The following is a 12,929-nucleotide window of genomic DNA, read 5'->3' as shown; positions in this document are numbered from 1 at the left end:
GCGGCGACGGCTCCCCTGCCCCCGGGGGCCCGAGGGAGTGAGGGTCAGGGAGCGGACAGGGGTTCCACCACCGGTTCGGCGAGCCAGTCGCGCATCATCTGGAAGGTCCTCTCCGCGATCAGCCGCTGGCCGGCCGCGTTGGGGTGGAAGAAGTCCCACTTGCTGACGTGGCCGAGCGTGAACGGCTGCGCGAACACCTGGCCGCCGTCGTGGCGGCAGCCGGGGCCGTAGGCCGCGCAGACCCGGGCGAGCGCGGCGTTGTACCCGGCGATGCGGGCGCGTACGCGCTCGCGGCGCGCCCGGTCGGCCTCCGACGCCGAGGTGGGCCGCGCCAGCATGGTGGGGCAGATCCGGCCCACCGCCCAGAAGCCGCGCGCCACCGGGCTGTCCTTGCCGATCCGCCAGAGCCGGCCGACGTCGGGGACGCTCGCCAGGAACACCCGGCCGCCGGGCCGGCCGGCCCGGAACGTCGCCAGGGCCTGGGCGACGCGGCTCTCGTAGAGGTCCACCGGGGTCATCAGCCGCTCGGAGGACACGCAGGCGTCCTGGGCGCCGACCAGGATCGTGACGTAGTCGGCCCGGCGGTCGACCGCCCGCGCCACCTGGGCGGCGAGACCCGCGCTGGTGGAGCCGGGGACGGCGAGGTTCACGGTGCGCGGGGCGAGGCCGAGATCGCCCATCCTCAGGCGGTGGCTCCGGACGCTCGGGTGGTCCCCGGTCGACCAGGAGCGCGAGGCGCAGGGGGACGTACCAGCCGCAGGCGTTGAACCCGGCGCTGATGGAGTCGCCGAGCGCGGCCATGACCCTCGGCCGCCAGGGCTCGGCCGCCCGGGCCACCCCGGACACCCCGGCCGTCCGCGCCACCCCGGGCCCCTGGGCCGTCGGGGCCGTCGGGACGGCCCAGGCCGGGGCGGCCTGGGCGATCGTGAGGGCGGCCAGCCCTGTGAATGCCGTCACAGTCCTGCGAAGCATGACACCCCCGCTGCGAGATCTCGTCTGCTTCGGATGTATCACCGCAGGTCGGAGCGGCAGGCTCCGTTGACCGAGTGCCTTGGTTTTCTTGACACGGCGTGGCGGGTGTGCTGGGGCGTGAACGACAGTCGAACACGTTCAGTTTTACGCATAGAGTGGCGGAGGTGAGTGTAGCGCTCGGATCGATTCGTCCTCTCGTGGTGAGAACCACCCCCGTCGAGGACCCCGGCGACCTTTTCTCCCGGCTCCCCGACGCCGCCCCCTACGCCTGGGTCAGGCGCGGAGAGGGACTCGTCGCGTGGGGCGAGGCGGTGCGCCTGGACGTGCCCCCCGGCCCCGGGCGTTTCGACTGGGCCCGCGACCGCCTCGCGGAGATCTTCGGCGAGGCGCACGTCGACGACGACGTGACGGCCCCCGGCTCGGGCCCGGTCGCCTTCGGCTCGTTCACCTTCGACCCGGACGCCCACGGCTCGCTCCTGGTCGTCCCCGAGACGATCCTGGCCCGCCGTGACGGCCGCGCCTGGCTGACCACCGTCGGCGAGCGCCGGCTCGACGCCGTCACGCCGCTCCGCGACCCGGGCAGGATCCGGTACGGTGACGGCAGCCTGACCGCGCCGGAGTGGCAGCACGCCGTGGCCCGCGCGATCCGGCGGATCCGGTCGGGCCTGCTGGAGAAGACCGTGCTGGCCCGCGACCTGAACGCGGTCGCCGAGCGGGCGATCGACGTCCGCCTGCTGCTCGCCCGGCTGGCCGCCCGCTACCCCGAGTGCTACACCTTCTCCTGCGCCGGGCTGGTCGGCGCCACCCCCGAGCTGCTGGTCCGGCGTACCGGGGAGACGCTGGAGTCGCTGGTGCTGGCCGGCACGATCGCCCGGGGCAGCGGCCAGGCCGACGACATGGCGCGCGGCGCGGCCCTGTTCGCCTCGGAGAAGAACCGCCACGAGCACGCCTGCGCGGTGGCCTCGGTACGCCAGGCGCTGGACCCGCTCTGCGCCGAGCTGAAGATCCCCGAGGAGCCCGAGCTGCTGGTGCTCGCGAACGTCCAGCACCTGGCCAGCCCGGTGACCGGGCGGCTGCCGGCCGGGACCTCGGTGCTGGACGTGGTGGAGGCCATGCACCCGACCGCCGCCGTGGGCGGCACCCCGACCGGGCGGGCGCTGGACGTCATCCGCGACCTGGAGGGCATGGACCGCGCCGGGTACGCCGGTCCGGTCGGCTGGATCGACGCCCGGGGTGACGGTGAGTGGGGGATCGCGCTGCGCTGCGCGCAGATCCGGGGTCCCCGTGCCCGGTTGTTCGCCGGTTGCGGGATCATGGGCGACTCCGACCCGGCCTCCGAACTCGCCGAGGCCCAGGCGAAGCTGAGGGTGATGCAGTACGCCCTGGAGGGCTGACCCCGCCCTGGTCGACAGCGGTTCGATGGGCGTACCCTCACAAGGGCAACACATCGGACATTTCAGGCAAGGAATGATCCTTCTTCTGCTCCATGTTCTCTCATGCCGTACGGCCCGGCCTGCTCGTCAGGGAGAGGAAGATCATGACGTTATTGACCACCGACCGCCTCACGGTGCGTGACTGGAGTCCCGCCGACGCCGGCGAGGCCCTGGCCATCTACGGGGAGCCCGAGGTGACCCGCTGGCTCTCTCCGGCGATGAGCCGGCTGGAGGGAGAGGAGGCGATGCGGGCCACGCTGGAGTCGTGGGAGAGCAGCAGACCGGCCCTGACGCCCCCGCTGGGTCGCTGGGCGGTCGTCCGCAACTCCGACCAGCGCATCGTCGGCGGCCTGTCCCTCAGATACCTGCCGCCGGACGAGGAGGACATCGAGATCGGCTGGCAGCTCGCCCCCGACGCCTGGGGGAACGGGTACGCCACCGAGGCGGGCCGCGCCCTGGCGGGCTGGGCGTTCTCCATCGGCGCCCACGAACTCGTCGCGGTCGTCCGGGTGAACAACCAGCGCGGCGCCGGGGTGGCCAGGCGCATCGGCATGCAGTGGGCCGGGGAGACCGACAAGTACTACGAGACGCGCCTGAACGTGTACCGCCTGTGGCCCAGCGATCTCACCGCCGCCCAGGAGGAGGCCCTCCGGCTCTGACCGGTCTCCTCACGGGGGTCGCGTGAGGAAGCCCGACGAAGAGGCCCCACCGGCGTCCGCGATGCCCGGTCCCCGGATCAGGGGGCCGGGCATCGCGGTCGGCCCGCCCGGTGAGCGTGGCCGGACGCCGGGATCCGCCACCGGAAGGCTCCCGCGAGTCCTGACGTCACCGTGGAAGCCCGGCCCGGGGAGCGGGGGCGTCATGGCGGGCGGCGCGGCGGGTCCCGGCCAGCAGCAGGACGATCGCGAGCACGCCGAGCGGCCAGGGCGTGAACGGCTGGACCACGGCGTCGACCACGGTCCAGATCCCCAGCGTCCACGCGATGAACGCCGGTGGCGTGATGCCGCGGCGGTCCAGCCACACCACGATCAGGCCGATCACGGCGAGCGGCGGGCCGAAGCTGTCCATGCTCAGCCAGTACGCGCTGCCCGCCGGGCTCATCTGCGCCAGGTCCTCGTGCCACAGTCCCCCGCTGAACCACGTCCCGGCGTGGCGCGCGGCCTTCTCCACCGTCAGGGCGCCGAGCGTGTGCGCCGCTCCGCAGAGCACGAGGGTCCAACCGGCCCATTTGATCATCTGAGTTCTCCGTTCGTGTCGCGATGCCGTGCGGTGCGGCTCCATCGGCGATGGAACGGCCGCCGTCCAGGCCCGGACAAGTTACGGAACCGTGGTTTCGGTACCGATGTTCCGTATCATGCAGGCATGGCGGTGAGAAGGCAACAGGGCGGACGCCCCCGGGACGGTCGCGTGGATCACAAGATCCTGCAGACCACCCGGGAGCTGATCGACGAGGCGGGCTACCCGGCCCTGACGGTCGACCGGGTCGCGGCCCGCGCCGGGGTGGGCAAGGCGGCGATCTACCGCCGCTACGCCTCCAAGGCCGAGATGGCGTTCGCCGCCCTCGTGCACGGGCAACGGCTGCCACCACCGGCCGACACCGGCTCCCTGCACGGGGACCTGCTGGAGCTGACCCGCACGTTTCACGCCCGGATGGCGGCCCCGGCGGCCAGGCACGTGGCACCGGCCCTGATGAGCGAACTCGCCGCCAATCCCGAACTGGACAGCCGGTTCCAGGACACCTTCCTGGCCGCCGAACACGCCGGTCTCGCCGAGATCGTCGAACGGGCCGTGGCCCGCGGCGAACTGGCCGGACCCGTCGACCCCACGATCGTTCACCTGCTGCTGCTCGGCTCCCTCGCGGCCGGCCTGTACATCATCAACCTGCCCGTCGACGACGCGATGATCACCGACCTCGTCACCGCGACCGCGACCGGCATCACCGCCCTGGCCGGCCGGCACCACGGCGAACCCGGTGGCGAACCCCACGGTGACCCCCACGGTGCCGCCCGGCCGGGCCCGCCGTCACCGGATCGAGCGTGACGTCGGCGATTCAGCGCCGGGGCTCGTAGCCCCCGCGCAGGGCGACGACGCCCAGGTCGAGGCCGCGCCACGCCACCCGTTCCCGGCCGCCCCTGGACGGTGCCCGTGCCCGCACCTCCCGGACAGTCCGCGGGAACCGTCCGGCCGCACTTTCATACATGCACGTATGTATGTATATTGACGATGGAACCGGCGACGAGAGCGGGGGAAGCGGCATGAGCGGGACGGTCGCGCGTCGTACACAGGCCGACCGGCGCGCCAGGACGCGGGGGGCCATCCTGGCGAGCGCCGCGCGAGGACTGTCCACGTACGGGTACGCCAACCTGGTCCTGGAGCAGGTGGCGAGGGAAGCGGGGTACACCCGGGGGGCGCTCTACCACCTGTTCGCCGGCAAGGAGGAGCTCGCCCTCGCGGTGGTGGAGTGGGTGGGCGAGACGTGGGACGCCGAGGTGCGCCGGCCCGCCCTCTCCGAGGCCGATCCCCTGGCCTCGCTCCTGACCATGGCCAGGGGTCACACTCTCTACTGCCGTCGCGACGTGGCCAGGGTGATGCTCACCCTCAGGGTCGAGTTCGCCGGGCAGGATCACCCGGTCGGGCGTGCGGTCGGCGAGACCATCGGCCGGCTGGAGACCGAGTGTGCCGGGCTCGTCGCCGCGGGCCGCCGCAACGGCTCGATCCCCCCGGGGCCGCCGGCGCGCCTGACGGCGGCCGCCTTCGTCGGGATGATCGAGGCGATCGCGATCCAGGTGGCCGGTCAGGCCCCCCACGACGTCGAGCTCATGGAACGAGCGGTGCGCGGGATCCTCGGTGTCGCCCCCGTCGTGTCCCCGTCACCGGCCACGCACCACTGACGGCGGGGACCACGTGACCACGCCGGCACCCTGACCGATCGATCCGAACGGGAGAACCGAGATGCCGATCACGAAACGAGCCCGCGCCCATCCCGCCGTGGCGTCACCGACGACGTTGCTCACGGCCTCCGGGATCCGTGGCGACTGGACCGACCGCCAACGCCAGCCGGTGTCCGCGCACGCGTGCACGGATCCCGCCGAATGGGCGCGCAGGCTCTTCCACGATCCACCGGCGTGGGTCACCGCCGCGCTGTCGGTACGCGATCGCGCGGTCAGGCTTCTCGGGCTCCGGACGACCTCGCAGGAGAGCTTCCCCGTCCTGGCCCGCGACGAGAAGGAGGTGCTGGTGGGTGTCGACGACCGGCACCTCGACTTCCGGGCGGCCGTCCGGTGCGACGACGGCGCGGTGGACGTGATCACGTTCGTCCAGGTCCACAACACGCTCGGGCGGCTCTACCTCGGTCCCGTGCGTCTCGTGCACCCGCCGCTGGTCCGAGGGCTGCTCCGGCGCGCGGCCGGACATCTGGATCCGTCACCGGGCTCCTGAGGCCGGCACGAGCGCCTCGTCCCGCCCGCCGGACCCGGCCGGGGCTCAGGGGCCGGCCGTTCCCGCCGGCCCCTGAGCCCCGGTCGTCCCTTCAGCGGTCAGGCGTGGTGCCTGCCCTTGCGGCGGTCGGAGACCCTGACCACCACGAAGATCACGACGGCCAGGATCACGATGCCCAGCACCGCCTTCGAGACGATGCCCATGTAGCGCTCGACCAGCTCCCACTGCTCGCCGAGCAGGTAGCCGGCCATCACGAAGGCCGTGTTCCAGATGAGGCTGCCCGCCGTGGTCAGCAGCGTGAAGATCGAGATCGGCATCCGCTCGACCCCCGCCGGGATCGAGATGAGGCTGCGGAAGATGGGGATCATCCGCCCGAAGAAGACGGTCTTCTTGCCGTGCCGGGCGAACCACGCCTCGGTCCTCTCGATGTCCGCGACGTTGATCAGCGGCAGCTTGGAGGCGATGGCCACCACGCGGTTGCGTCCCAGCAGCGCCCCGACCGCGTACAGCGCCAGCGCGCCGATCACCGACCCCAGGGTCGTCCAGACCACGACGTCGAACAGCCTCATGTCCCCCTGGCTCGCGGTGAATCCGGCCAGCGGCAGGATCACCTCGCTCGGCAGGGGCGGGAACAGGTTCTCGAGCGCGATGGCCAGACCTGCCCCCGGTGCGCCCAGGGTTTCCATAAGGCTGATCGCCCAGCCGGCGATCCCGTCGGGATTCGGTGAACTCATGGGGACAAGGCTACGGAGAGCCGGAGTACGGCGTGGATGAGGAGCGCTCCCGATCCTGCCTGGCGCGCACCACAGGACGTCGGCTGAGGAAAATCGCACCCCCCGCGGCCGGGCCCGCCCCGACCGGCCGCCTCCCGGGGTTTCCGCACGTCAAAGCGATTTTCGAGGGGCCGCTCAAGGGGTCGTGCCGGGCCGGGCCGCCCCTTCCGGCCGCCGGGAACGGGCCGATCCACCCCCCGGTCCGCACCACCGTCCCCGGCCAACTGTGACCTATCCCACATTGACGCCGTCCCGGTCGTCCCTTTCCGGCCCCGCTCAGAGAGAGGCGAGGTGAACCGCCTCGCCCGGCTCGACCCCGGCCCGGCCGGCCGTCAGGGTGGCGACCCAGCCGGGAAAGGCCGCGAGGTCCCGCTCGCGCACCGCGACGCGGAAACCCACCTCGGCCCCGTAGGCGACCTCCCTGATCTCGTACGGGGAGGCGCGCAGGTCGTTCTCCAGCCGTCCGGCCCGGACGTGGTCCACGGTCACGGTCATCACCTGGGCGGGCACCATCTCGACCAGCGGTGTCACGTCCAGGGTCTTGCCGACCGAGGAGCCGTAGGCGCGGACCAGGCCGCCCGCGCCGAGCTTCACCCCGCCGAAGTAGCGGGTCACCACCGCCACCGCGTCGGCCACGCCCCGGCGCAGCAGGGTCTCCAGCATCGGGGTCCCCGCGGTGCCGCCGGGCTCGCCGTCGTCGTCGGCCCGCTGGACGCCCCGGTCACCACCGATCACGTACGCCGAGCAGTTGTGGGTGGCGTCGCCGTACAGCCGCCTGCGACCGGCGACGAACTCCCTGGCCGCCTCCTCGGACGGGGCCGGGCCGACCGCGCACAGGAAACGGGACCGCTTGATCTCGATCTCGTGTTCCACGGTCTCCCGGGGCGTCAGGTACGGTTCGGGCACCCGGCAAGGCTACCGGCGGGCCCGGATCCCCCCGGGCGGACGCGGCTCGCGGTTCGCGGCCCGCGGGTGCCAGTTTCCGGACGCCGGATGCCGGACACGGATTCCGGACAGGGTGCGGCGGGTCAGCGGGCCGCCTGGAAGGCGCGGCCCGCCCGGGTCACGGTCCCGTCGGCGCGGAACAGCCCGCTGCCCGGCTCGGTCTCCGAGGAGGGCAGCCCGAACCAGGCGTAGCGCCGCACGTACGGAAGAGTGGCCAGCATCCTGGTGGAGGCGGTGAGGAACGCGGCCTGCTGGGCGTCGGTGGCGTAGCGGGTCCCGTTCGAGAAGTCGATCAGGGCGTACTCGGTGAGCCAGATCGGCTTGCGGTAGCGCTCGTGCACGGCCTGGACGTACGACCTGAGCTGCGCGACCGCGGCCTCGGTGCGGAAGTCGGCGCCGTACCAGTGCAGCGCGATGAAGTCGACGCGGTAGCCCCGCTCCTCGGCGCCGGACATGAAGCGGTCCAGCCACCCGCCGGGGGTGTCGGCGCCGAACGCGACCGACGGGCTGCCGAGCACCCGCCCCGCGGACATCAGTTCGGGCCAGAGCGACAGCGCCTGCTCCACGGTCATGTTCGCCTGCGCGGGCAGGTCGGGCTCGTTGAAGGCCAGCAGGTACGGGCCCGCCTTCCTGGCGCGGGCCAGCTCGGCGGGGGTGACGCTGCCGGCCCCCCAGATCATCGGGACGAACCCGCTCCTTCCCGAGCCGGTGACGCCCTCGGGCCGGGTGGACCAGTTGTAGTACCAGCCGGCGCCGGAGGCGGCGAGCGCCGTGCCGAGGCCGGGCATCTTCCACACGCCGACGCCCTTCCTGGCGGAGGTCACCACGGCGGGCGGCGCGGACGGCCGGGGGGTCCTGCTCCGCCCGGGGGACGGGGTCGGCCGGGGCGTGGCGCGCGCCGACGGCGTCCGGGCCGGCGGTGCCGGGGACGCCGACGCGGCCGCCGCGGTCGAGATGGCGGTACGGGCCGGTTCCGCCTGCGGCGGTCCGGGGCGCGGGGGCGCGGGGTCGGGGGCGACCAGGCGGCCGACCACCAGCAGCGCCCCGACGACGACGGCCGCCACCCCGCCGAGGACGGCCACCGGGCCCGAGGACAGCTGCGACGCCAGGCCGCGCCCGCCGGACTCCGCGGCGTGGGAGCCGTGCGAGGCGTCCCAGAAGGTGGAGTGCGCCGCGGCCTCGGCCGCGGGCGGGACGGCCTGCAGGTGGTGCAGGGCGAAGCCGACCGGCAGCGGCAGCAGCGGCAGCCCGGCGAGCAGGCGGTCGATGGGCAGCAGGCCCGCGGTCCTCCCCTGGCACAGGTCGCAGTCGCGGATGTGCCGGGCGAAGCGCTTGCGCCACAGCGGGCTGGGCGTGCCGTTCCAGTTCGCCGCCAGGTCACGCAGCCCGGTGCAGCCGGACTCGGCGCGCGCCGCCCCGAGGGCCCGCACGATGGTCCGGGCGGCCTGCACCTGCTCCTTCATCCGCTGGACGCGCACGGCCGCGTGCCGCCCGGACAGGCCGAGGGCCCCGGCCAGCTCGGCGCGGCCGAGCTCGCCGGTCTCCTCCAGCCACCACAGCGCGAGCAGCGTCTGGTCGTCGCCGTCCAGCCAGCGGGTGGCCTCGGCCACCTCGCGGCGCTGGTCGGTCAGGCCGAGCCGCAGGATGGTCACGGCGGCGAAGTCCGAGGCCGGGTCGGGCAGCTCCTCGGCGGACTCCAGGTCGGCCCTGCGGTGCTGCGCGGACCTGCGGTCCTGCTCGTGGTCGCGTACCTGGCGGACCGCGATGGCCACCAGCCAGGACCGGTACGCCCCCGCGTCCCGCAGGCCGGGCAGGGAGCGCACCACCCGCAGCAGCGTCTCCTGGACCACGTCGTCGACGTCGCCGTGACCGTTCAGCGCCCGCCCGACGATGTTGTAGACGAGCGGGAGCGAGCCGGCGACCAGGGCGTCCAGGGCCCGCTGGTCCCCGGCGCGCGCCGCGGCCACCATCGCCGTGTCGGGTCCGTCCCTGCCGGTCTCCGGCATCCACACCCCTCGCTTCCGTCCGCGTCCGTGTCCGCCGCGCGCCGTGGCGCACAACGGACACGGACGATTCTCTCCATAACTCTCATAACGGGAGACCACGAGCCCCCTTCATGGAGACCGGAGGGCGGCCGGGCCGACAACGAAAATCCGGGCCGTCTTTTTTTGGTACGTCGTCGTTTTTCCGTTATCGCCGGCCGGGCCCGTGGTCTCCGGTACAGGAGCGGAACGCGCCCGGCCTCATCGCCGGACGCCACGACAGGAAGGCTCGCGGCGATGACACCCCCCACCCGGCGCGACCGGCCGCTCCCGCACGGGGCGTCCCGTGCCGGGCCTCGGAACGGCGAACGGCCCGGCACGGGACGCCACCCCCATCACCACCCGATCCCCCTAAGGACCTTCATCCACATGAGTGAGACCGCTCCGCGCACCACGGCACCTCGCCGGCGAACGCGCCGCCTCGCGCTCACCGGTGCCCTCGCGACCCTTCTGGGCGCCTGCCTGGTGAACGGCGTCCTGCCGGCCGAGGCGGCCGAGGCGCCGCTGTCACGGTCGGGCAAGGCCACCGCCTCCTCGTCCGAGAGGGGCGACCTGTCCCCCTCGGCCGCGATCGACGGCAGGGACGACACCCGCTGGTCGAGCGCCTTCGACGACCCCCAGTGGTTCCAGGTCGACCTGGGCGCCTCCGCGTCGATCACGAAGATCGTGCTGAACTGGGAACGCGCCCACGCCACCGCCTTCACGATCCAGACCTCCTCCGGCGGCGGCCAGTGGAAGACGATCCACGCCACGACCGCGGGCAAGGGCGGGACGCAGACGCTGAACGTCTCGGCCACCGGCCGCTACGTGCGGCTGAACGCCACCGCGCGCTCCTCGGAGTACGGGGTGTCGCTGTGGGAGTTCGAGGTCCACGGCACCGGCGGGAGCACCGCGACCCCCCGGCCCAGCGCCTCCCCCACCCGCACGTCCCCGAGCGCCTCCCCGAGTGCCACCCCCACCCGCACCACCCCGAGCGCCTCCCCGACCAGGCCCGTCCCCTCGCAGACGCCCTCCGGGCCCGGGGGCGACCTGCCCAAGGGCCCGGTGCCGCCGGGCGCGGTGCGGGTGGCGGAGTTCGTGGCCGAGTGCCCGTACACCCACCGGCTGCCCGACGACCCGATCGTGGTGCCGGGCCTGCCCGGCGGGTCGCACATGCACAGCTTCTTCGGCAACACCACGACCGACGCCGACTCCGACGTCACGAGCCTGCTCAAGGGCGGCACCACCTGCAGCCCGAAGACCGACCTGTCGTCGTACTGGGTGCCGACCCTCTACAGCGGCGACAAGCCGGTCGAGCCGACCGGCACCACGTTCTACTACCTGGGCGAGGGCGTGCGGGACGAGCTGATGGCCAAGACCCGGCCGCTGCCGCTGGGACTGCGGATCGTGGCCGGCAACGCCAAGGCCACCAAGCCCGACGCCTCCAGCAACGCGCGCTGGTCGTGCCTGCACGCCGGGCACGTGGGCTCCTCGAAGGACTTCGTCGAGTGCCCCTCGGGCACGATGCTGGAGTCCTACCTGGACTTCCCGCACTGCTGGAACGGCAAGGACCTGGACTCGGCCGACCACAAGAGCCACATGTCCTACCCGGTGAACGGCGCCTGCCCGGCCTCGCACCCGGTGATCGTGCCCAAGCTGCGCCAGGTGCTGCGCTACCCGGTCAGCGGCGACCCGGCGAAGTTCCGGCTCGCGTCCGGTCCGGGCTTCACCATGCACGGCGACTTCTTCAACGCCTGGCCCGAGGCCGAGATGGAGCGCCGGGTGCGCGACTGCATCCGCCCGATCGTCAAGTGCGGCGCCGACGGCACCCCCTGACACCGAGACGACGCCCGGAAGGCGGTGACCGGAGCACGGCCACCGCCCCACGGTTATCGCCCCACGGTGACCGGCCCATGGCGGCCGGTCACCGCCGGCCGTCCGGTGGCGATCGTTTGACATGACCGGTTGACGGCGGGGCATGCGGCACCGTACGTCTGTCTCACCCCCCACCCTCATCCGAACGGCGGGCGGGGCCCGGTCCCGGGCCCCGCCCCACACCCGGGTCCCCCCTCCGGCACGGCCCGGGTGAAGGGAGCGACATGATCGGAGCGTCCGTCGTCGTGTCCGGTCACTCGCTGTGGTCCGCTCACCGATCGACTGCTGGTCTCGCGCTGCATGAGCGGCCGGGCCCTGAGTCCCATCGGCCGCGGGTCACGCACGCGGGCCGGACGGCGTCGGCCGTGAGCTCCCCCTCCCCTCCACGGCGCCCTCCGGCACGCCCTCACACCGAGGCCGCCACCCCGGCCCGGTCGCGTCAACGCCACAGCGATGGGCCAGACCTGCCTGGCTACGCCGCCGGGTCGATGTCCCACGGCCGCGCGCTCGCGCGGTGATCCCCGTGACCACCGCGGCGAGGCCGCTCGCGATCAGTGCGACGACGAGGACGCAACGACGGTGGAACGGCGCCGGCGCGGACGCGTGCGCTGGTCCGATCATGGAGACAGCGTAGTGTCATTGAACCGTCCGGTGTGTTGTGAAGGGTCGCGGGTGTCCACCCGCCTCGTGACCGAGATACCGTGCTGTTCGGTCGGCGGGCGTCACTCAGGTACGCGAGAGGGCGAGTCGCTGTTGTCGCGAAAGCCGCCCTGGTGACCAGGCCCGGCGATCTGGCGTGCGCTCCCGCTCGAAGTGGAGTGTGGTCGTCGGCGAAGAACCGCGCGACGGTGGGCTCTGCGAGTGAGGAAGTCGCCGTTGACGTGGGCAGAAGCGCAGTGCCGTTGTAGAGGGTGATGCTCAGCGACAGTGCAGGTCGATGACCGGCGGGCGCGGTGCCCGCCGATCGTCGAAGGTCTCGGTACATGATCCCGCGGGCACTGGCTACGGCCGTGCCGCCGCTGTCATCTGAGGGCGGACACCGGGGTGTCACAGCGTGGAGGTAGGCGCCGCGCTGCTGGGCGGCGCGGACCATGAGTGCGTGAGCAGTTCGCGTTAGCGGGCGGAGCACGACGTGGCGCAGGTGGGACGGAGCGCTGTCGTTGAGTGCCGCACTGGATGAACAGGTGGTCGCCGGCCTTCATCCCGGTGGAGGCGCTCGAGCATCGCCTGCATGCGGTGTCGGAGTAGGCGCGTGGAGCTGAGCAACGCACTCCCGGCGGAGTTCTTGGTACGGTGACGGCGGACTGAGGTACAGCCAGGTCTGGACGCTGCGGCCGCCTATGGCGACTGTTGACCACGCATGCGTCGGCGGTCTGAGATAACCGCCGGAGTCCCTGCCCCGCCGACGATGGCGCCGCGGAGCTTCCGGCGACGGTGGACGTCCCCGGCAGCCAGACCGTGGTCCTGCCGGG

11 protein-coding genes are annotated in these 12,929 nt (G+C 73.1%); 6 read left to right on the top strand and 5 right to left on the bottom strand.

Annotated elements, in window-relative coordinates:
- Positions 1-44: 44 nt before the first annotated feature.
- A complete protein-coding gene (locus tag ABD832_RS18940; protein ID WP_344896868.1) occupies positions 45-680 on the bottom strand; it encodes a GDSL-type esterase/lipase family protein in 636 nt (211 codons plus the stop codon).
- Positions 681-1,136: 456 nt separating this feature from the next.
- Here ABD832_RS18940 and ABD832_RS18935 point away from each other — a divergent pair, with 456 nt between their 5' ends.
- Together ABD832_RS18935 and ABD832_RS18930 are read left to right on the top strand one after the other, a co-directional pair.
- On the top strand, positions 1,137-2,366 hold the full coding sequence (locus ABD832_RS18935; protein ID WP_413224856.1) for an isochorismate synthase: 1,230 nt from the start codon (positions 1,137-1,139) through the stop codon (positions 2,364-2,366).
- A 143-nt stretch (positions 2,367-2,509) separates the two neighbouring features.
- Positions 2,510-3,064 carry a GNAT family N-acetyltransferase gene (locus ABD832_RS18930; protein WP_344896862.1) on the top strand — a complete coding sequence of 185 codons (555 nt, stop codon included), beginning with the start codon at positions 2,510-2,512 and terminating at the stop codon, positions 3,062-3,064.
- Positions 3,065-3,230: 166 nt separating this feature from the next.
- Here the strand turns inward: ABD832_RS18930 and ABD832_RS18925 are convergent, their stop codons facing one another.
- Positions 3,231-3,641, bottom strand: coding sequence for a DUF6463 family protein (locus tag ABD832_RS18925; protein WP_344896859.1), 411 nt, complete (start codon positions 3,639-3,641; stop codon positions 3,231-3,233).
- 171 nt (positions 3,642-3,812) lie between these two features.
- Here ABD832_RS18925 and ABD832_RS18920 point away from each other — a divergent pair, with 171 nt between their 5' ends.
- The 3 genes from ABD832_RS18920 to ABD832_RS18910 all read left to right on the top strand — a co-directional run bounded on the left by ABD832_RS18920 (position 3,813) and on the right by ABD832_RS18910 (position 5,843).
- Entirely contained in the window at positions 3,813-4,445 is a 633-nt protein-coding gene (locus ABD832_RS18920) for a TetR/AcrR family transcriptional regulator (protein WP_344896856.1), read from the top strand.
- Positions 4,446-4,660: 215 nt separating this feature from the next.
- A complete protein-coding gene (locus ABD832_RS18915) occupies positions 4,661-5,296 on the top strand; it encodes a TetR/AcrR family transcriptional regulator (protein ID WP_344896853.1) in 636 nt (211 codons plus the stop codon).
- A gap of 61 nt (positions 5,297-5,357) precedes the next feature.
- Positions 5,358-5,843, top strand: coding sequence for a DUF2867 domain-containing protein (locus tag ABD832_RS18910; RefSeq protein ID WP_344896850.1), 486 nt, complete (start codon positions 5,358-5,360; stop codon positions 5,841-5,843).
- A 98-nt stretch (positions 5,844-5,941) separates the two neighbouring features.
- On the opposite strand, the gene ABD832_RS18905 is transcribed toward ABD832_RS18910, so the two are convergent.
- The 3 genes from ABD832_RS18905 to ABD832_RS18895 form a co-directional block, all read right to left on the bottom strand.
- Positions 5,942-6,577 carry a DedA family protein gene (locus ABD832_RS18905; RefSeq protein ID WP_344896847.1) on the bottom strand — a complete coding sequence of 212 codons (636 nt, stop codon included), beginning with the start codon at positions 6,575-6,577 and terminating at the stop codon, positions 5,942-5,944.
- Between the two features lie 315 nt (positions 6,578-6,892).
- Entirely contained in the window at positions 6,893-7,522 is a 630-nt protein-coding gene (locus ABD832_RS18900; RefSeq protein ID WP_344896844.1) for a YigZ family protein, read from the bottom strand.
- A 122-nt stretch (positions 7,523-7,644) separates the two neighbouring features.
- Positions 7,645-9,567 (bottom strand): sigma-70 family RNA polymerase sigma factor, encoded by a 1,923-nt coding sequence (locus ABD832_RS18895; protein WP_344896841.1) that lies wholly within the window; start codon positions 9,565-9,567, stop codon positions 7,645-7,647.
- Between the two features lie 405 nt (positions 9,568-9,972).
- On the opposite strand from ABD832_RS18895, the gene ABD832_RS18890 reads away from it, so the two are divergent.
- The gene (locus ABD832_RS18890) at positions 9,973-11,418 is read left to right on the top strand and encodes a DUF1996 domain-containing protein (protein WP_344896839.1); all 1,446 of its coding nucleotides are present in this window, start codon (positions 9,973-9,975) and stop codon (positions 11,416-11,418) included.
- Positions 11,419-12,929: the final 1,511 nt, after the last annotated feature.

Origin of the sequence: Streptosporangium longisporum, from assembly GCF_039534895.1 — a bacterium.
Taxonomy (GTDB): domain Bacteria; phylum Actinomycetota; class Actinomycetes; order Streptosporangiales; family Streptosporangiaceae; genus Streptosporangium; species Streptosporangium longisporum.
The sequence above is the reverse complement of the archived record's forward strand: the minus strand, read 5'-3'. Positions and strand labels throughout refer to the sequence as shown.